Genomic DNA, 19,070 nt, shown 5'->3' on the forward strand with positions numbered 1-19,070 from the left:
CTGTCTGCGTCGGCCGAAATACCTTGACCGTTAGTGCCGACGTTCCACAACGAATTTGGCTGCGGACCTTAGAAGATCGGCTTTATCGTCGAAAATCGCAAGATGTTCAATAGCTTGGTCGGTCAGCAACGCCGCCTGATCGCGCGCTCGTTCAGGTCCCAGGATGGAGACGAAAGTCGCCTTTCCGTGCCCGGCATCCTTGCCAACCGCCTTGCCCGCTTCTTCGGCCGAGCCTTCCACGTCCAGCAAGTCGTCGGCGATTTGGAACGCGAGGCCCAAATCGTGAGCATAACCTCGCAAGGCCTCACGTGCCTTTGAGGGGGCATTCCCCAAAACCGCACCGGCGATGCAGGCGAATTCGATCAATGCCCCGGTCTTCAAGCGCTGCAGACGCGTGATCGACCCGATGTCGAGGTTCGTCCCCGGCGCGCTGAGGTCGATCATCTGGCCACCCACCATGCCGTGCCCGCCGGCGGCTTTCGCCAAGCGCGTGACAAGGTCCGCCCGGATCGCCGGATTGCCGTGTGTTTCCGGATTGGCCAGCACCCCAAATGCCAGGGTCAGAAGGGCATCGCCCGCCAGGATCGCCGTTGCCTCGTCGAACTGCTTGTGTGTGGTCGGTTTACCGCGACGCAGATCATCGTCGTCCATCGCGGGCAGGTCGTCGTGAACCAGGGAATAGCAGTGCACCAATTCGATCGTCGCAGCGGCCCGCAGGGCGGATCGTTCCGACACGCCGAACAGCCGGGACGTCTGCAGGGTCAAAAACGGGCGCAATCGTTTGCCCCCACCCAGTACGCTGTACCGCATCGCGTCGATCAAACGCTGCTCGGGCGCGATATCGGTCGTCAGGATCCGGTCCAATTCCCCTTCAACGCGGTCTGCTGCGCCGCGCAAGGCGAGTTCAAAATCTTCCATCGCATCACATTCCAAGAAAGGCCAAGATCGGGCCGGGAAAGAAGGCCAACAGGCGGAAAGGTCTATTCCGGGGCTGGGTGAGGTTATTCCATATCAGCCGGTTCGGTTGCGACGGATCCGTCGGCCGATACGGTGATCTTGTCGACGCGCGCCTTTGCTTCGTCGAGCTTCTTCTGGCAGTGCCGCTTCAACAAGGCGCCGCGCTCATACGCTTCGATGGCGCCGTCCAGACTGGCGTCGCCTTCCTCCAGCTTCCGCACAAGCTGCTCCAATTCGGCAAGCGCCTGCTCAAATGTGAGATCTTCGATCTTCGGCTTTTGACCCGCCATTCAGTCACTCTCCAGTCGCGTTCGCACAAGCATCGCAGCACGATTCCGTCCATCGGCGCGACGCGTTTTGGATGGGGGTTATAATCCTCCGGCAAGGATCGGCGCAATCATTGTCACCGTATCCGGCATAAGCAACGGGCCGCCCGGACAATCCGAACAGCCCGCGAAACGCCCCAACAAGCGCAATGAACGCAATACCGGTCATATTGGGGATATCCGTTCTTGCCCCCGCCCTCGGTTTAGGTTGAAACTCGGCGCCATGACCACAGCACTCTTCTGGCATCCGTCCTGCCGCGAACACAATATGGGGGCCGGCCATCCCGAGCAGCCGGCGCGGTTGGATTCCGTTCTCGTCGCCCTGGAAGCGGATGCATTCGAGGACCTGGAACGTGTTGAAGCCCCGCGCGCGACGCGCGAGCAGATCCTGCGGTGCCATCCCGCATCCCATCTGGATGACATTCTGGGGTCGGTGCCCGAAAACGGCATTGTGCAATTGGATGCCGACACCTCCCTTTCACCGGGATCTGGCGAAGCCGCGCTGCGCGCTGCCGGCGCCGCTGTTGCGGCGGTCGACGCGGTGATGACCGGCAAATACCAGAATGCCTTTTGCGCCGTGCGCCCACCCGGGCACCATGCCGAACCGCAGCACCCGATGGGTTTTTGCCTGTTCAACAACATCGCTATCGGTGCCGAACATGCTGTCGCCGCCCACAAGGCGGACCGGGTCGCGGTCGTCGATTTCGACGTTCACCATGGCAACGGGACGCAGGCCATGTTCGCCCGCAAACCGAACATGTTCTTCGCGTCATCGCATCAAATGCCGCTCTATCCGGGAACCGGTCAGGAATCGGAACGCGGCGTGGCGGGGAATATCGTCAATGTTGCTTTGCCACCGAATGCGGGCGGCGAGGAATTCCGTATCGCATTCGAGGTCCGCATTCTTCCGGCGCTTCGTGATTTTAAACCGAATTTGCTGATGATCTCCGCCGGTTTCGACGCGCATCGCGACGATCCTTTGGCGAACCTGAACCTTGTGGAAGACGACTATCATTGGGCAACATCGGAACTCGCGGCGCTGGCCGACGAGCTCTGTGAGGGCCGCATCGTTTCCACTTTGGAAGGCGGCTACGACCTGGGCGCGCTGGGTCGTTCAGCGGCAGCGCATGTCCGGGCCTTGATGGAGGCCTGACTCTGCCTGGAACGGTGCTGCCCCCAATGATGCCGCGCGGAATTTCTCCCCTTCCTTTGACCTTGGATTCCTCTACCCTATTTCAGTCTTCCTGGGTAACCGCGTAGGTGGTATTAGCCGGGTAGCGACAGTGGGGCGGGACGGTTGCGGATTTGGCTGGCGTGCGGAAGCCCCCGTTTTGCAGTTTTGCGTAGGTGGCGGCTTTCCAGTGAACGGACGCTTGGGTGGTCGCGAATAGAGTACCGGGAGATCACATGAACTGCGCAGCGAAAACAGTTTTGGGGCTGATTCTGGGCTTTTTTCTTGGCTTTCCGGCCCTTTTTGCATCGGCGGTCCCCGCCCACGCGCAGGGCGGGCCGTCGACGGTATTCGTCGATTTGGTGATCGATGAGCCCCTGACCCAGACCTCGCCGGTCCTTGGACGGTTGGTGGCGCGTCAGCGCGGCGTCGTTGCGGCATTGACCCGCGGCCCTGTCAATGAAGTGACCGTCGATGCCGGCGACAGGGTCGCGGCCGGGGACATCATCTTGCGGATCGCGATGGATCGCATCAGCCAGACCCGCAACCTTGCCGCCGCCCAAGTCCAGCTGGCCCGCGCGCAGGTAACCACCGCCAAAGCGGAACTGGATTTGGCCAACCAGGAACTCGCGCGCCTGGAACGCCTTCGTCAATCATCCGCGTTTTCGCCGGCCCGTTACGACGACCAGGCAAATACGGTCCAGACCAAAATCAGTGAGGTTGGCGAAGCGGAAGCTTCCGTCGCCGCCGCGATCGCCGATTTACGCATTGCCGAGATCGACGTGCGGTTGGCCGAGGTGCGCGCGCCCTATGACGGCGTCATTATAGAACGGCACACGCAGCGCGGAGCGTATTTGAATGTTGGCGATCCTGTCGTGACCATGATCAACGATCAGGATTTGGAAATCGCCGCGGAGGTCCCATCGAATCGGACAGCCGGCTTGCTTCCGGGTCGATCCGTTCAGGTTTCCTTGGGGCCGGGTCACACTGTGGATGCATTCGTTCGCGCGGTGATTCCGGAGGAAAACGCCCTGACCCGCACCAGGGCCGTCCGGTTCACCCCGGCGCTCGACGAATTGCTGAGCAAGGGCGACGTCCCCCTTGCCGCCAATCAGACCGTCACGGTGAACGTACCGGTCAGCACCATCCGGGATGTGATCTCCGTTCACAAGGACGCCGTCATCCCGCGCGGCGACGCCAACATGGTTTTCGTCGTCGAGGACGGCAAGGCGCAGCCCCGTCCCGTCAAACTGGACGGCGCCATCGGCAACCGCTTCATCGTGTTGGAAGGGTTGAAGGTCGGCGATATGACCGTCATTCGCGGCAATGAGCGCCTGCGCCCGGGAGAGGACGTTACCGTCGGCAACGCCCCAGACAACGGAAAAGCGAGCTAAAACCTTGCCGCGACGGCGGCGTAGAATAAGGCACCGCCATGGATCTGATCCGCATCTCCATTGAACGGCCTGTCGCGATTATCGCGGCCGTCCTGATGGCCGTGATGTTCGGCATCGTCGCGGCGAACACGATCCCCATCCAATTGGCGCCAGATGTGCGGAATCCAGTTCTCAGCATCCGCACCTCTTGGTTCGGCGCCGCCCCGGCGGAGATCGAACGGGAAGTCCTGAACGAACAGGAAGAAGTGCTTCAGGGGCTGGAAGGCCTGGACAGGATGACCAGTCAGGTTCAGGACGGACGGGCGGATATCACGCTGGAATTCGCCGTCGGCACGGATATGAGCCGCGCCCTACTTCTGACCGCCAACCAGTTGGACCGCGTCCCGGGATACCCTGAGGAAGTGGACGAACCGGTGTTGAGCACATCGGGCAGCGACGACAATCCTATCGCTTGGTTCCGGGTCATTCCCGCCCCTGGCAACGACAACAATATCCACACCTATGGCGATTTCGTCGAAGACGTCATCAAGGACCGCCTGGAGCGCGTTCCCGGCGTCGCGGACGTGAATTTCTTCGGCGGCGGCCCTCGGGAAATGCACATCATCGTCGACCCGGAATACATGTCCCAATACGGTCTGACGGTATCGGATGTGGTGGCGACCCTGCAGCGCGCGAACGCGTCGGTTTCAGGGGGCGATGTCGAGGAAGGCAAAAGGCGCTACGTCGTTCGAACCGACAATGATTTCTCCACCCCAGAAGATGTCGCGAAAGTCGTTCTGCGCAGTTGGAGCAATGCTGAGACCGGTCGCGTCAGCCGCGTCACCGTCGGCGACATCGCCCAAGTCGAATTCGGATACCGGAAAGCCACGGCCACCATTCGCGCGAACGGCGAGTACGCCATCGCCATGAACGCCACCCGGGAAACCGGCGCAAACGTCATCGAGACGATGAAAGGCATCCAGGCCGCCGTGGCGGATTTGAACAAATTCGCCCTGCCGAACCAGAAGCTGGAGATGTTCCAGGTCTATGACGAGACGGTCTATATCAACTCGGCCATCGACCTCGTGACCCAGAACATCTGGGTTGGCGGTTTGTTGGCCGCGGCGATCCTGATGATCTTCCTGCGCTCGGTCCGCGCGACCCTTGTGATCGCGCTGGCCATTCCCGTTTCAGTCATCGCCTCCTTCGTCGCGATGGCTGCGCTTGGGCGGTCGCTCAACGTGGTCAGCCTGGCCGGGATCGCCTTTGCCGTCGGCATGGTCGTCGACGCGGCGATCGTGGTGTTGGAAAATATCTACCGGCTGCGGCAATCGGGCATGCCGGCCTCGGAAGCAGCCTATAAGGGCGCGCAGCAAGTCTGGGGCGCAATTTTTGTATCCGCCCTGACAACCGTGATGGTCTTTATTCCAATCCTGACGATGGAACAGGAAATCGGACAGCTGTTCCGGGACATCGCCGTTGCGATCTCCGTTTCGGTGATGCTGTCGCTGCTCGTCTCGATAACGGTCATTCCGGCCCTATCCAACAAATTGCTGGGCGGGCAGATGACCGGCAAAGGCAGGAAAGTCGCCGACCTTCCGGGATTCAACGTCATCGCATGGCTTTTCAGTCATACGCTAGGCCCGCTGCTGGATGCATTCGGCAAGGGATTCGCCGCGGCGACAGTCGGGTTGACCAAAGCCGTTGTCACCAGCCGGAAGCTGGCCTTCATCCTGGTCGTCGGGATCACCGCGGGCGCCGGTGCCGTCTCCTGGGCGTTTCTGCCGGACCTGGATTACCTTCCCGATGGGAACCGAAACCTGATGTTCGGGTTCGTCCTGCCGCCACCGGGCTACAATCTGGAAACGATGCGGGGCATCGGACAAGCCGTCGAAGACAGCGTCAGCCCTTTGTTTCCCGGCAAGTCGGGCCCCGGACCGAGTCCCGACGGATTGCCGAAAATCGAGAACTTTTTCTTCGTCGCCACGGAAAGCCGTACATTCGTGGGCGCCAGCACGATCGATCCCACCGAAGTATCCAAACTGAAAGGCGTATTGTCGGAAGCCGTCGACCAGGAACCGGGCACCTTCAGCTTTTTCCGTCAGGCCTCGCTGTTCGGGCGCGGGGTCGGCGGATCCAGGTCGGTCGACATCGATATCTCGGGCCCCGATCTGCCGCAGATCATCGATACCGCGCAGCGAACTTTCGGCTTGATCGTCAAAGCATTTCCGTTCCGTGAAGGGAACCAGGTACGTCCGATACCGGGCCTTACGCTGGGGGCCCCGGAAGTCCGCGTCATTCCCGACCCCGTCGCTCTTTCCGATAACGGCCTGACAGCGACGGAGCTGGGCCTGACGATCGACACCTTTAACGACGGCTTGCGCGTCGACGAAATCACAGTCGGCAGCGATTTGATGGACCTGATGCTGAAGGGACCGGAAATCAACGTAACGGAAACGCAAGGCATCGGGGATCTACCGGTGGTGACGCGATCCGGAACCATCGTACCCGTTTCGTCCCTGGCGACCGTCTCGGTGACCGCCGGCCCGACGCAAATCCGCCATGTGGAAAGCCGACGGACCGTCACCTTGCAGGTCAGCCCCAGGAACGACATCGCACTGGGCGGCGCGCTGGAGACGTTGCAGACCGAAGTCGTCGCCCCCCTCAGAGAACAGGGCTTGCCCGCGGGTGTCTCCATCCGCCTTTCCGGCACTGCCGACAAGCTTTCCGAAGCGGTTGAGATCATGCGATTGGACCTTGTCCTGGCCCTGGTCATTGTCTTCCTGGTGATGGCTGTCCTGTTCGAGAGCTTCCTGTTCCCAATGGTCATCGTCTTTTCGGTGCCATTGGCGACCGCCGGCGGCCTGATAGGCCTGAAGATCCTGAATCTATTTACTTTCCAGGCCCTGGATACACTCACCATGCTGGGCTTCGTCATCCTGATCGGGATCGTGGTCAATAATGCTATCCTGATCGTGCATCAGACGCTCTATCACATTCGGCAAGAAGAGCTGTCACCCCAGAACGCTATCGTCGAAGCGACCCGTAACCGTATCCGGCCGATCTTCATGTCTACGCTGACCAGTGTGTTCGGCATGTTGCCGCTGGTGACATTCCCGGGCGCAGGATCGGAAATATACAAAGGCTTGGGTTCGGTCGTCGTCGGCGGACTTTCCCTATCAGCGGTGGTGACATTGGGTGTCGTTCCGCCCCTTTTGTCCCTGATTTCCGGATTCATGAGCACGCCCACCGAACGGGATATCCCAGGTCAGACAGAGGTCGGTAATCCTGCAATTGCTGATGAAATCTCCACGGGCAAGATTGACCAACCTGCGGAGTGATGATCGGAGCGGTATTCGACTCCCCCAGAGCACTAATATATATTCGTAATATTATAATGTTGTCGGATTTTTAAAGATATGATTTATTTTTCGTAAATTTTTTTGCGCAGTCGCGTATTCCCTAGTACGAATAAAGAGCGGCACCGTTTGACGCTTTCTTATATTCAGCTGCTCACGAATCCGTGATACGGTTGTTTGTAGGTAGACGTAAATCGGGTCTGCCGTTTGGTGATAAGTCGCGCCAAGGTTGTCGCGGCTTAGTTAATTTGCGCTATTTCGATTTACGGCGAGGGGTCGCCTAGGCGCGGGAGGCATACATGTCAGATACAACTTTGTCGGCACATTTGGTCGATATCGTTACCTTGTTGAAAGCTATGGGGAACGAACGCTGGTTCGAAATTCTCCACTACCTCTCTGAAGAGGAAAAGGCCGTCGGAGAGCTGGAGGAACTGGTTGGCTTGAGCCAATCCGCTCTTTCCCAGCATCTGGCTCGTCTTAGAAGAGACGGGATGGTCAAGACGCGGCGAGATGCTCAGAAGATCTATTACTCGCTCTCCGATCCACGTGTTTCACATTTGTTGACCTGTCTCGCTTCGATGCATGGCATCGGAACGGATGGTAAAGATGCGGTCGTCGGCGGAGATTCCGTCACGGTTCTTCGCACCGCATAGACATTTTCCCAATCATGATCCGGGCGCATCGCACCCGGGTCATGGTTGGAAATGGTCTTTTTTGCCGGATCTTGCCCGCCTATCGCGGCCGCGAGGTGACCGGATCATGGTTACAAACATATGCATTTTGTTCTAAATCGCTCCGTTCTCGGTTGCGTGCGGCGACGGTATTCGCCAATCTGTTATCGGGCGGGTCGGTAGGTGGAAGTGTTTGTGCAAGCAACGGCGTAAGCAAATACCGTTGCGGACTTTTCACGGTATCCGCCAAGCCGAGCCACATAACAGATGAGGCCCAGACGCCGGATCTACACCCTCACAACGGTGTTCCAAAGCGGCGAAGCCTCCAAGAGAGTGCGTATGGCAGGAAATCTCAATCACGATGATGTAGCACGCCTCATGTCGGATCCGTCGCCGGAAAACCGGGCGTCGACGGCCGAGAAGGTCGCGCAACAATTCGGGGACGGCACCTTATCGGAATCGGAAGGCAAACTCGCCGAAGAGATCTTCAACATCATGGTCAAGGATGCGGAAGAACGTGTTCGCGTGGCCTTGGCGAAGAATCTGCAATCCGCCCCTAACTTGCCGCATGATCTGGCTTCCAAGCTTGCAAGCGACACCAGTGACAGTGTGGCCTTGCCGATCATCCGTTACTCCGACGTTCTGACGGAAGACGACCTTTTGGAAATCGTCCGGACGCAGCCAGGTGCGCGTCAGGTCGCGGTCGCGGAGCGGCCCGCGGTTTCCGAATCCGTTTCCGAAGCCATTGTCGAACATGGAACCGAAGACGCCGTCGTCAGCTTGGTATCCAATGAAGGTGCGGCGATATCCGACACCGCATTGGAAAGAGTTGTCGAGAAGCATGGCGAGATCGAACGAGTCCAGAAGCCATTGGTCCACCGCGAGCGTCTGCCGGTGTCAGTGGCCGAGAAACTCGTATCCAAGATCTCGGATGAATTGAAAACCTATCTTGTTGCCAATCACGATCTGCCTGAGCAAATGGCCGCGGACCTGATCCTGCAAACCCGGGAACGGGCGACAATCGGTTTGGTTTCCGAAGGCGCGAGCGAAGAGGACCTTGTGGTCCTGGTCAAACAGATGCGCGATAAGGGACGGCTGACGCCGTCGATCATTCTACGCGCCCTATGTGTCGGCGACATGCCGTTTTTCGAGACCGCGATCTCACTTCTGGCCGACGTACCGATCAGTAATGCGCGGGTTTTGATTCATGACGAGGGCGATTTGGGCCTACGCTCGCTCTATGACAAGGCAGGACTGCCGCGTGCGCTTTACGTGGCTTTCCGGTCCGCGGTCGACTTGAATGTCGGGGCCGAGGCGGAGCGTACCGACGATGATCCCGAACAGCTGATGCGCAAGATGCTGGAGCGGGTTCTGACGGTTCCCGATGATGAGGCCGAGGTCTATGCCGATGCGGATGTCGAATATCTGCTGGCCAAATTCAACAAGATCGAAAAGCGGCCCGGCCCGGCCTTCTAACTAGGCTGTCCAACCCATTTTGTTGATCGTCGTCACCGTTCGTACCAGACGGCCGTTAGGGCATCGGTTAGGACGTCTACAACCTATTCGTGGCCGATCTCACGCGCCAAGGGCACGAGGTTCGGAATAATCCGCGTTCCATCCGGAAAAAAATGCGGAATATCCGGCGGGGCAATCCCGACGAAGCCGATTCCTGTCGCAACGGCGGCGTCGTAGTCGGTGATCGCATCCCCGATCATGACGGCCCGGTCCCGGGAAAACGGCCCGTCGGCCAGGAATTCTTCGATCCCCTCTTCCTTCGACATCGGGGACCCACGTAGCCGCCGGAAGTATTTTGAAACACCCCTTCGTTCTGCGATCCGATTCAATTCCGCCTCCGGTGTACCGGAAATGACATAGAAGGGGATGCGGCCGGAAAACCTCTCCAGAAATGCTTCCGCCCCCTCTATCAATGGGCAGGTACAAACCTTTTCCTCGACCAAGGCGGAATAGGCCGCGCAAAGGGCGTCGATCCTGGTTTGGTCCACAGGGCGGCCGATCAATTCCGCTTCGAAATACGCAAATTTCTTCATGCGGGACATGCCGCCGTGGTAACGCGTATACGCTTCAACCGCATTCATCACCTCGGCACCATGGTCACGATACATGTCCCGGAAGGCGTCGACCTTCAGTTCGACCGAGTCCACGACCACCCCGTCAAAATCGAATATCACGACATCTACCGGTCCGGTCAGCACGGCGGGGCGGGACGCGCCGTTCGCCGCTGTCACATCATCCATGCCTGCCTCCGTTCATTTGTGAATCCGCCAACGGCATCGGGGGGACAATCGCCCCACGGTGACCGACAACCCATGCCGCCATCGCCCGCCCGTGCCGGGCGGACGAAACAGGGTCTTCACCCATAAGCCGATGCGCCAGATAGGCGCCGTTGAAACTGTCCCCGGCGGCTGTCGTGTCGACCGGCTTGGCCACGACATTGCCCTCGACGAAGACATCCGGCTGACCGGGCAGGGAAACCAAACAAGGCCCAGCCCCATCCTTGACGACGATTTCCTCCACGCCCCAAGACTTGCACTTCTCGGCCACGGCGGCCGGCGCGGTCCCAAAACCGAGCGCCCGAGCATCTTCCAAGCTCGGTAGACCGATGGTGCAGCATTCGAACGCTTTTGCCATCCAGGTAGCCGCAGAAGCCTTATCCGGCCACAAGGCGGGGCGATGGTTGGTATCGAACGCGGCATGTCCGCCCGCTTCCCGGATCGACGAAGCGATCGACAGCAAAGCTTCGCGCCCGGCATCGTCCAAGATCGCCAAACTGATCCCGGAGAAATACAGCAAATCGGCCTGCATCATGGCACCGGCCCATTCCCCGCCGGACGGATGGTCGAAAACCTCGCGTGCCGGCGCATTGGACCGCCAGTAGAGGAAACTGCGCTCGCCGGCCTGGTCGGTCTTGATGGCATACAGGCCCGGAAGACGTCCCGGGAATCGCAGAACCAGGTCGGTCGCAAGACCTTCCGATTGCCATGCGGCCAGCATTTCATCGGAAAACGGATCGTCCCCGAGACCGGTGGCATAGTGAACCCGGCCATTGCCGCCCAAGGTCCTCGCGGCATAGACCGCCGTGTTCAAGCTGTCTCCACCAAAGGTGCGGGCCATCAACGAGCCGCCGCCGAGGGTCGAAACCTTGTCGCCGGTCTCACTCAATTCAATCATGCATTCGCCGATGCAGATCAGGGTCTTCACGCGCTTCGCCTTCTTTTCCCGTCAAACCTGTGCTGTTCGTCCAGGACTACACCGATTAACATCATGGATAAAGGACGGCGCTTCGATTCCCGGCGCGCAGGCAGCCGTCACACAAAAATCGGCCGGCGGGAGGGAGAAACCCTGACCATGGCGCAAAAACTGACCATAGCCCTTGTCGCACACGACGCCCGAAAGCCGGACCTGGCATCCTGGGTCCGCGGCCATGAATCTTCGCTGGCACCGCACAGCCTTGTCGCGACCGGGACGACCGGGGCCATGATCCAAGCAGCCTGCCCCAGCCTGGACATCCGGTGCCTGAACAGCGGGCCACTGGGCGGGGACCAGCAATTGGGCGCCATGATCGCGGAAGGTCGGCTGGATATCCTGTTCTTCTTTACCGACCCCATGACACCGATGCCACATGACGTCGACGTTAAGGCGCTGACAAGAATGTCGGTGCTGTACGACATCCCCATGGCTTGCAACAGAGCCACGGCGGAATTCCTGATCACAAGCCCGCATTTCAGGGAAGGATATGATCGTCAGCCAACCGACGCCGTTTTATCGACGCAAGTCCCAGCCCGGTGAAGTTCGGACCGTTGAGATCGAACTCGGTTTAGCGACATTCGAAAAGAAGGTGCAGAAATGTTAGACAAAATAGACAGGGTCATCGCGGCGGCGCCGGTCATTCCCGTCGTGACGGTCCGCGGCGCGGAAGACGCAGTCCCCCTCGCCCGGGCCCTGGCCGCCGGCGGCTTGCCCGCGGTGGAGGTGACCCTGCGAACGCCAGGGGCCTTGGCCGCCTTGGAGGCCATCGCCAAAAACGTCCCGGAAGCGATTGCGGGGGCCGGAACGGTTCTGTCCACGGGACAGGCGAAAGCGGCCGCAGATGCCGGAGCGGCCTTTCTTGTCAGTCCGGGGGCAACGGATGATCTGATCGCCGGAATCCGGGCTGTGGACATCCCGTGGCTGCCCGGCGCGGCAACGGCCAGCGAAGTCATGCGACTGCGCGAAGCCGGCTTCTTCCGACAAAAATTCTTTCCGGCGGAACAGGCAGGCGGTGCCGCGATGTTAAAGGGGTGGGGCGCGCCCTTACCCGATATCGTCTTTTGCCCAACGGGCGGCATTACCGCGGCCAATGCCCAAGACTATCTATCGCTGCCGAATGTCGGCTGCGTCGGCGGGTCCTGGGTGGCGCCGGCAAAATTGATCGCGGAAAAGGATTGGGCCGCTATCGAGAAACTGGCAAAGGCCGCTGCAGCCCTGCGTCGGTAGAGAACCGGCGGTAGGTCAAAGGTGGCGGATCAAAACCGGCCCGGGTTGCTTCATCCGACGCAAAAAGGGCCCCGTTTGCGTGTGAACGCCATTTAACGGGACCCTCATGCAAGTCGTTAACGCCCAGGCCCTTAGATGGACCTCGGGCACCGGGATAGTCCGCGTTAGCGGATCGCCTCAAGGATCGAACAGTAATTGGCGACAGCCGCGCCGCCCATGTTGAAGACACCGCCGACCTTGGCGCCGTCAACCTGGATGCCGCCGGCTTCGCCGCGCACCTGCATGGCCGTCAGGACGTGCATGGAAACGCCGGTCGCGCCGATCGGATGCCCCTTTGCCTTGAGACCGCCGGACGCGTTGACCGGCAACTTGCCGTCCTTCTGGGTCCAGCCTTCCAGCGCTGCCTTCGACCCCTCGCCCGGCGCCGTCAGGCCCATGGCTTCGTACTGCATCAATTCGGCGATGGTGAAGCAATCATGCGTTTCGACAAGATCGAGATCGTCCAGGGTCATGCCGGCCTTCTCGAACGCCCCTTCCCAGGCCTTCTGACAGCCTGTCAGATAGGTCATGTCCCGCTTCGACATCGGAAGATAGTCATTGACCTGATTACGGGCCCGGAACACGACCGCCTTTTTCTTGGACATCGCCGTTTCCACATCCGTCAGGACGAGCGCCGCGGCGCCATCGGACACCAGCGAGCAATCGGTCCGTTTCAACGGACCGGCGACAACCGGATTCTTTTCCGAAACATTGCGGCAGAAGTCGTAGCCAAGGTCTTTCTGCATCTGCGCCATCGGGTTTACGGCGCCATTCTTGTGGTTCTTCGCGGCGATGGTAGCCAGCGCATCGGACTGGTCGCCGTATTTCTGGAAATAGGTGCTGGCGATTTGGCCGAACACACCGGCGAACCCGCCTTCGGTTTCCGCTTCCTCCTTCACATAGGAGGCGCTCAAAAGGATCTCGCCCACCCGAGGACCTTTGGTATCGGTCATTTTTTCAACACCGACGACCAACACATTGCGGCCCTGCTTGGCTTCGATGAAGTTGACCCCCTGATGCACGGCCGCGGACCCGGTGGCACACGCGTTCTCAACCCGCGTGGAAGGCTTCCAGCGCAGTCCTTCAATGCCGTTCATGACCAGCGAGGATCCAAAATCCTGCGCCGAGAATCCACCATTGTAGAAACCGAGATAGATGGCATCGATGTCGCGCGGATCCATTTCCGCATCCTTCAGCGCTTTCGCCGCCACATCCACAATCAGGGACTCGACGGAATCGTCTTCCAGCTTGCCGAATTTGGAATGATGCCAACCGATAATGCATGCCGTCATAACACCAATATCCTTCCAATCTTCTGCCGGCACAGGTCATCCGTGCGGCTGTTGTTATATCTGTTGGCGGATTTTTATCAGGCGATAGGCGTCAGACCAAGTCCAAGCCGCCGCAAGATGCCGTGACCGGGAGGAAACATACCCAGATGCTCTAGGCGGCCACACGGGGCCGCGCGCCGGCACCGGGCGCTTTCGCCTCAACCGTTGGCGGGGCGGGCACAAGCGGCACTGTATCGGGCACGGTGTAGGATAGCCGATAGATGACCTGCGCTTCCGGGAACCCCTTCAATTCAAAGGTCCCATGCGGTGTGAAGCTGTAGTCTTTACCTTGGCAAAGGTCCTTAACAATGGAGGATACGCAGATCTGGTTCGGATCGGTCTTTGAGAGAACCCGGGCCGCCAGGTTGACCGGCGTTCCGAAAATGTCGCCGCTTTCATGGATCGGTTCACCCGCGCTGATCCCGACGCGTACTTCGAATTCACGGTCGGGCATCACGCTGGAAAAACGCTTGAACCCCCGTTGCATCAAGACCGCGGCTTCAATCGCGTTCTGGGCGGCCGGGAAAGTGGCCATGATCCCATCGCCGGTATGTTTGATCTCGCGGCCGCTGTGTTTCTTGATACCTTCCCGGACGATTTCATTATGGGCGCGGATCACATCCATCATCCAATGATCGCCGTTCTTTTGCTGTTTGGCCGTGCTGTCCACGATATCGGTAAAAAAGACCGCGACGAATTTCTCCCCTGTTTGGTGCTTCTCGGGCTTGTCAGCCGCATTGGACGGCCCCTTTTCACCCGCATCATCTAACGGCTTTGTCGGTTTCCGCCATTCGACAAGCGCTTCGTCCAAGCCCAGCGGTGCGTTCGGGTCGACGATACGGCGGTAGGCGGCGGACCGGCCCTGGCGATACATGCCGAAATAGCGGTCCTCCAAAAGATATTCTTCAATATTCGCGATGAAGCCACGCGCCAGCTTTTCCGTATTTCCCAACGACATCACGCGCTTCACCATGACGTCCAACGCGGCTTTGCCAATAATCTTGAACTTCCGGGACAACGCTTCCCCGGCCCCGGCCAAGAACAGGGTCAGCCCGAACTTGGTGTAATCGTCCACATCGGGACCGACGACGCGGCGCGCCTCGAGTTCCATTCGCTCCAACTCGTTCGACATCGCTTCCGGGTCGCCGTCTTCGTTTCCGTGCACGGGCGTGATCGCCAACTCGCTGGCGACCTGTGCCTCTTCCGGCGGCAGGTCCGGGTCAGCCTCATAAACAACTGCCGGCGGCTCGGTCTGCAAGGGAGGCGCCGGGATTGCCGCGGCCATATCCTCGAGCGATACGGTCTCGTCCAGCGCGACGGAGGGTTCCAATCCGTCCAGATCGCGGACGGGGACGAATGTGTCGATGAACGTATTCTGGGTGCCGAATGTCACATATTTGCGAAGCATCGGAACGAAAAAGGCGGCGAAAGAAAGAATGAACACAGCAATCAGCGTGAATTGCGCCGCTTTGACGCTGATGCCGATTTCCTGCTCACGCGCCCAGGCGATCGAGTGGAACGACGCGTATGATATCAACAGCGCGGGGATCAAGGATATAAAGCAGACCAGGATGACCTTGAAAATGATCTCGCCGATTGCGGCGCGCTCCATTGGCTCCGGGTCCGGCACACGGGCTTTCTTGGGTGGTGGGGCCTTTTTCTTTTCCCGCGCCGCTGCTTCCGCCTTTTGTTTCTTGTTGAAAGCCTTTTCGCGCTTCTTGGCATCCTTCATCGCGTTGGCGGCAGCCGACCCATCGGGCGGCGCATCCCCGGACCAACCGCGCTTGCCGGCCCCGCTGTTATTGGTGATCTGGCCGACCGGCGGGCGGGATTTCATCGTCGGGGTATGGTAGACGACCGATTCCTCGGACTCGTTTGTCGCCTGGTCGAAAGTTTCGCGGATGACGCAACTGGCTTCAAAACCGCCAGTGTCCAGCCGTTTCGCCTCTTCAGTCGCTTTCTCACGGTCGTTCGGGCCGAAACGCGCATGGATCTGCCAGCGTCCGCCTTGCAGGTAGTAGACCTCGAAAGAGACTAGCTTTTGACCGCTCATAAGCTTCCTTGAAGCATGCTCAATCCGTGGCTGCGACCGTCAAACCGGTCGCTCACCCAAAATGCCGCAAATTTCCGTTTGTTTCCGTCCCTAAACCAAATTTTATCACGGACCGGTCCAACGCGCGGCAATACTTTATACCGCCGTGGAAACTCAACCGGCTTGAAAATCGATCCAAATTCTCTCGATTTTTAGACGAGTCCCCCCAGCGCCAAGTCATCTAAACCGAATTCTATCGTCTATAAGAAAAAAATGCACGGTATTCCAGTAACGAATACGCCATTACCTGCGTATCACTGTGCGGACACTTCAATTCGATTATTTTTGACTTCAGTCGGGAATGGCCGATCTGTCGGGCCGGCCTCAGGAACGCGAAGCGTTGCGGCTGAGGTCGAGCCAGGCGGGGGCGGCAACCTGCACGGCGATGCCACCGGCGGTCATCGGTTGTCCCGCAACCGCCGCCTTCTCAATCGCTTCAAGTCGCAACAACGCCAGGCCGACGCCATCCGTTACACTTCTGATTTCACCCGCATCCCGGTCATCGAACAAAACCTGCGTTCCGGGTTCAGGCAATTCGCCGCCCTCCCCGGGGATGAACCGGACTGGCAGCAAGCGTTTCTTAACCAGACCACGATACTTGGTGCGTGCGGTCAATTCCTGGCCCATGAAACAGCCTTTGTTCCAATCGACACCGCTGAGTTCGTCGAAACCGTTTTCGAGCAGGATCGCTTTGTCGGGCAGCATATCGCGCGACCCGTCCGGCAGCCCCAGCGGTATTCTGACCGCATCGTAATCTGCCCTGGACCGAAGGTCGCAGCCTGTTTCGTCCGCCAAGACCTCTGGGGACTTCGGACTCAAAACACGCCAACCCATTTCCGAGTGCCGCGGGTCCGCGAAGACAACCCCATCATCGACCGCTGGCGCACCACCCAAGGCGGCAAGGACGGACCATCCTTCCGAAATGCCGAGCACCACGTCGCTGCGAAGCTTGTACTTGTGCAGGGTCCGGCCCAGATCCATCAGGCGATCGCCCCCCTCACAATCGATCAGGATCGTATCTCCATCGGCGACCAGGAAGAAATCGTGCCGGAACTTGCCCTGCGGAGTCAGCAATGCCGCCCAAACGGCTAGGCCATCCCTCACCTGTTCAACATCGTTGCTGACCAATCCTTGCAGAAAGTCGACACGATCGGGTCCACCGACCGAAATCACACCACGGTCGGTCAAGGGAATCAGAACATTATCGGTCATATGCCACCGGTACCACGCCACTTATCAATGGTTTCCGCGGTTGTCCCGCCGAGCCGTTCCCGGTGAGCGTTCCGCGCACCCCTAGGAAGTATGTTGTACCCCATGCGTTGGCAAGGCGAGCCCCTGCTTGTATATCGGCACTTCAGCCCGGACGGGCATCATGCTGCCGCGGGCGCGTTCGTCCAACCTTATTCACGCGGCCATCCGGCAAGGACGCCATGCGCATTCTTTTTGTGTCATCCAACCGCATCGGGGACGCTGTTCTGTCATCCGGCGTCTTGGCGGCGCTCTATGACCGCTATCCAGACGCGCGTTTCACCATCGCCGCCGGTGCCGCGAGCGCGCCGCTGTTCGAAGACTTTCCCGGCCTGGAAAAGCTGATCGTTTTCCAAAAACAAAGATCGCGCGGTTTGCACTGGTTTCATCTTTGGAAACAAACGGCATTCACCTGGTGGCCGATCGTCGTCGACATGCGGCGCAGCGCGATCGGGTGGATCGTCCCGCGGCACCGGTTGTACCGGGTGCCTAAGGCGGACGGCCCGATCCATCGTGTCGCTTTGGCAGGCGCCGTAATCGGGCGGGCCTTGGACCCGCCAGCCCCAAAACTTTGGGTGTCTGACGACAGGGAAGCCAAGGCGCGGAAGGTCATCGGCGGAGACGCCCCTGTCATAGCAATCGGCCCGACCGCGAACTGGCAAGGCAAGATCTGGCCCGCCGACCGCTTTGTCCAACTTGTCGGGCGGTTGCTGGACAACCAAGGGCCGCTTCCCGGTGCCCGGATCGCGGTGATCGCCGCCCCGTCGGAACGTGAATTGGCCGATCCCGTGTTGCAATCCATTCCGGCGGACCGGCGCATCGCCCTGATGGATATGGCGCTGCCCGATATTGTCGCCGCCCTGAAGCAATGCCGTGCCTATATCGGCAACGATTCCGGGTTGATGCATATCGCGGCGGCCGTGGGGACGCCGACTCTGGGCCTCTATGGACCGTCGAAGACGGAATTGTATGGTCCTTGGGGACCGCACACGGATTTCGTCAGGACCAGGGAAAGCTATGAGGAACTGATCGGCCGACCCGGATATGACCGCCACACGACAGGCAGCCTAATGACCAGCATCACCGTCGATCAAGTGTATGACGCCTTGGTGGGTTTGCTGAAACGGGTGGAGCGCTAGCGCAGCTTACCAGCCTGAGCGCGGCGGATTTCCTTGCATTTCAGATAGATCTGCAAGGTGTAGGTTCCGGCGCACAAAGCGAGCGCAAGGCCATAGATCCCTTCCTTATATCCGCCGCGATGGACGAACAATTTCCAGGACCGGGAAAAAATGTGCCTGAACGCCTTGAACAGGCTGGGATCGTTATTGTCCGCGACCGCATCCCGCGCTGCCAACGTCGTATAGCGGTTCACCCGCGCAAAGGTCTCCGCCAAGTCGCGGTCGACGAGATGGATTAAACCGTGCTTCAAGCGCCCGGAGGCGCCGGATAGCTCAATACTGGGATGGACCCGCTGCATGCCCCAGCGCTTTTCGCCGGGCGTGAACAAGCGGTTCGCACTGTTGACACCGATATAGGCGCCCCAACCGTGGACAACTTCCTTATCGCCAATGAAGTTCCGGACCGGAATGGCGTAAACCCCGGCTGCGGCAGTCTCGATGTGGGTACGGATTTCAGCGGCAAGGCCATCGGTAACGCGTTCGTCCGCGTCGACCTCCACAATCCAATCGCCCTTACAGGCCTGGATACCGAGATTGCGTCGTTCGCCTTCGATTTCCCAGGCGCCTTCGATCACATTAACACCCGCCCGTTCGGCGATTTCCTTGGATCGGTCCGTGCAGCGGTCAAGCACGACGACGACATCGTCGGCGAAGGCCAGACTGGCAAGACAGTCTTCGAGGTAATCTTCCTCATTATGCGCAACGACCAGCGCCGACAGTTTCTTCGTGCCCATGTTCATGTCGCGGAAACTACTGGTCGTCCCGGCCAGCGGCAAGCCGGACGGTGCCCCTGGTCGACATTCTTTCTCAATCCGCACCACCGGGACACCC

Annotated in this window: 16 protein-coding genes; 8 read left to right on the forward strand and 8 right to left on the reverse strand. The window is 59.5% G+C overall.

The window, feature by feature from the left end; translation table 11 throughout:
- Window positions 1-30: 30 nt before the first annotated feature.
- The gene (locus EOI86_RS17950) at window positions 31-918 is read right to left on the reverse strand and encodes a polyprenyl synthetase family protein (protein WP_127766843.1); all 888 of its coding nucleotides are present in this window, start codon (window positions 916-918) and stop codon (window positions 31-33) included.
- A gap of 83 nt (window positions 919-1,001) precedes the next feature.
- On the reverse strand, window positions 1,002-1,247 hold the full coding sequence (locus EOI86_RS17955; RefSeq protein ID WP_127766845.1) for an exodeoxyribonuclease VII small subunit: 246 nt from the start codon (window positions 1,245-1,247) through the stop codon (window positions 1,002-1,004).
- A 259-nt stretch (window positions 1,248-1,506) separates the two neighbouring features.
- On the opposite strand from EOI86_RS17955, the gene EOI86_RS17960 reads away from it, so the two are divergent.
- The 5 genes from EOI86_RS17960 (at window position 1,507) to spbR (ending at window position 9,333) form a co-directional block, all read left to right on the forward strand.
- On the forward strand, window positions 1,507-2,436 hold the full coding sequence (locus EOI86_RS17960) for a histone deacetylase family protein (protein ID WP_127766847.1): 930 nt from the start codon (window positions 1,507-1,509) through the stop codon (window positions 2,434-2,436).
- Window positions 2,437-2,690: 254 nt separating this feature from the next.
- Entirely contained in the window at window positions 2,691-3,848 is a 1,158-nt protein-coding gene (locus tag EOI86_RS17965) for an efflux RND transporter periplasmic adaptor subunit (protein ID WP_127766849.1), read from the forward strand.
- 38 nt (window positions 3,849-3,886) lie between these two features.
- The gene (locus tag EOI86_RS17970) at window positions 3,887-7,168 is read left to right on the forward strand and encodes an efflux RND transporter permease subunit (protein ID WP_127766851.1); all 3,282 of its coding nucleotides are present in this window, start codon (window positions 3,887-3,889) and stop codon (window positions 7,166-7,168) included.
- Window positions 7,169-7,485: 317 nt separating this feature from the next.
- Entirely contained in the window at window positions 7,486-7,839 is a 354-nt protein-coding gene (locus tag EOI86_RS17975; RefSeq protein WP_127766853.1) for an ArsR/SmtB family transcription factor, read from the forward strand.
- A 357-nt stretch (window positions 7,840-8,196) separates the two neighbouring features.
- Window positions 8,197-9,333 carry a SpbR family protein gene (gene spbR, locus EOI86_RS17980; protein ID WP_127766855.1) on the forward strand — a complete coding sequence of 379 codons (1,137 nt, stop codon included), beginning with the start codon at window positions 8,197-8,199 and terminating at the stop codon, window positions 9,331-9,333.
- A gap of 83 nt (window positions 9,334-9,416) precedes the next feature.
- On the opposite strand, the gene EOI86_RS17985 is transcribed toward spbR, so the two are convergent.
- Both EOI86_RS17985 and EOI86_RS17990 read right to left on the reverse strand, forming a co-directional pair.
- Window positions 9,417-10,112 carry an HAD family hydrolase gene (locus EOI86_RS17985; RefSeq protein WP_127766857.1) on the reverse strand — a complete coding sequence of 232 codons (696 nt, stop codon included), beginning with the start codon at window positions 10,110-10,112 and terminating at the stop codon, window positions 9,417-9,419.
- Window positions 10,105-11,076, reverse strand: coding sequence for a sugar kinase (locus EOI86_RS17990; protein ID WP_240035722.1), 972 nt, complete (start codon window positions 11,074-11,076; stop codon window positions 10,105-10,107). Before EOI86_RS17990 ends, EOI86_RS17985 begins: the two co-directional genes overlap by 8 nt.
- Window positions 11,077-11,223: 147 nt before the next feature.
- Here EOI86_RS17990 and EOI86_RS17995 point away from each other — a divergent pair, with 147 nt between their 5' ends.
- Together EOI86_RS17995 and eda are read left to right on the forward strand one after the other, a co-directional pair.
- Window positions 11,224-11,664, forward strand: a complete 441-nt coding sequence (locus EOI86_RS17995; protein ID WP_127766859.1) for a methylglyoxal synthase — start codon at window positions 11,224-11,226, stop codon at window positions 11,662-11,664.
- Between the two features lie 57 nt (window positions 11,665-11,721).
- Complete coding sequence (gene eda / locus EOI86_RS18000; RefSeq protein WP_127766861.1) at window positions 11,722-12,351, forward strand: bifunctional 4-hydroxy-2-oxoglutarate aldolase/2-dehydro-3-deoxy-phosphogluconate aldolase; 630 nt, start codon at window positions 11,722-11,724, stop codon at window positions 12,349-12,351.
- A 164-nt stretch (window positions 12,352-12,515) separates the two neighbouring features.
- On the opposite strand, the gene EOI86_RS18005 is transcribed toward eda, so the two are convergent.
- The 3 genes from EOI86_RS18005 to ygfZ all read right to left on the reverse strand — a co-directional run bounded on the left by EOI86_RS18005 (window position 12,516) and on the right by ygfZ (window position 17,025).
- Window positions 12,516-13,682, reverse strand: coding sequence for an acetyl-CoA acetyltransferase (locus EOI86_RS18005; protein WP_127766863.1), 1,167 nt, complete (start codon window positions 13,680-13,682; stop codon window positions 12,516-12,518).
- Between the two features lie 151 nt (window positions 13,683-13,833).
- Window positions 13,834-15,774 (reverse strand): adenylate/guanylate cyclase domain-containing protein, encoded by a 1,941-nt coding sequence (locus tag EOI86_RS18010; RefSeq protein WP_127766865.1) that lies wholly within the window; start codon window positions 15,772-15,774, stop codon window positions 13,834-13,836.
- Window positions 15,775-16,137: 363 nt separating this feature from the next.
- Entirely contained in the window at window positions 16,138-17,025 is an 888-nt protein-coding gene (ygfZ, locus tag EOI86_RS18015) for a CAF17-like 4Fe-4S cluster assembly/insertion protein YgfZ (RefSeq protein ID WP_127766867.1), read from the reverse strand.
- Between the two features lie 218 nt (window positions 17,026-17,243).
- On the opposite strand from ygfZ, the gene EOI86_RS18020 reads away from it, so the two are divergent.
- The gene (locus EOI86_RS18020) at window positions 17,244-18,200 is read left to right on the forward strand and encodes a glycosyltransferase family 9 protein (RefSeq protein WP_127766869.1); all 957 of its coding nucleotides are present in this window, start codon (window positions 17,244-17,246) and stop codon (window positions 18,198-18,200) included.
- On the opposite strand, the gene EOI86_RS18025 is transcribed toward EOI86_RS18020, so the two are convergent.
- Window positions 18,197-19,057 (reverse strand): glycosyltransferase family 2 protein, encoded by an 861-nt coding sequence (locus EOI86_RS18025; protein ID WP_240035723.1) that lies wholly within the window; start codon window positions 19,055-19,057, stop codon window positions 18,197-18,199. The genes EOI86_RS18020 and EOI86_RS18025 overlap by 4 nt on opposite strands.
- Window positions 19,058-19,070 lie beyond the last annotated feature (13 nt).

Source organism: Hwanghaeella grinnelliae, from assembly GCF_004005845.1.
Taxonomy (GTDB): Bacteria; Pseudomonadota; Alphaproteobacteria; order UBA8366; family Aestuariispiraceae; genus Hwanghaeella; species Hwanghaeella grinnelliae.

Coding starts and splice junctions, on each gene's coding strand:
- EOI86_RS17955 (WP_127766845.1), bottom strand. CDS start 1,247: ATGGCGGGTCAAAAGCCGAAGATCGAAGATCTCACATTTGAGCAGGCG.
- EOI86_RS17965 (WP_127766849.1), top strand. CDS start 2,691: ATGAACTGCGCAGCGAAAACAGTTTTGGGGCTGATTCTGGGCTTTTTT.
- EOI86_RS17970 (WP_127766851.1), top strand. CDS start 3,887: ATGGATCTGATCCGCATCTCCATTGAACGGCCTGTCGCGATTATCGCG.
- EOI86_RS17995 (WP_127766859.1), top strand. CDS start 11,224: ATGGCGCAAAAACTGACCATAGCCCTTGTCGCACACGACGCCCGAAAG.
- EOI86_RS17975 (WP_127766853.1), top strand. CDS start 7,486: ATGTCAGATACAACTTTGTCGGCACATTTGGTCGATATCGTTACCTTG.
- ygfZ (WP_127766867.1), bottom strand. CDS start 17,025: ATGACCGATAATGTTCTGATTCCCTTGACCGACCGTGGTGTGATTTCG.
- EOI86_RS18005 (WP_127766863.1), bottom strand. CDS start 13,682: ATGACGGCATGCATTATCGGTTGGCATCATTCCAAATTCGGCAAGCTG.
- EOI86_RS17985 (WP_127766857.1), bottom strand. CDS start 10,112: ATGGATGATGTGACAGCGGCGAACGGCGCGTCCCGCCCCGCCGTGCTG.
- spbR (WP_127766855.1), top strand. CDS start 8,197: ATGGCAGGAAATCTCAATCACGATGATGTAGCACGCCTCATGTCGGAT.
- EOI86_RS17960 (WP_127766847.1), top strand. CDS start 1,507: ATGACCACAGCACTCTTCTGGCATCCGTCCTGCCGCGAACACAATATG.
- EOI86_RS18020 (WP_127766869.1), top strand. CDS start 17,244: ATGCGCATTCTTTTTGTGTCATCCAACCGCATCGGGGACGCTGTTCTG.
- eda (WP_127766861.1), top strand. CDS start 11,722: ATGTTAGACAAAATAGACAGGGTCATCGCGGCGGCGCCGGTCATTCCC.
- EOI86_RS18010 (WP_127766865.1), bottom strand. CDS start 15,774: ATGAGCGGTCAAAAGCTAGTCTCTTTCGAGGTCTACTACCTGCAAGGC.
- EOI86_RS17950 (WP_127766843.1), bottom strand. CDS start 918: ATGGAAGATTTTGAACTCGCCTTGCGCGGCGCAGCAGACCGCGTTGAA.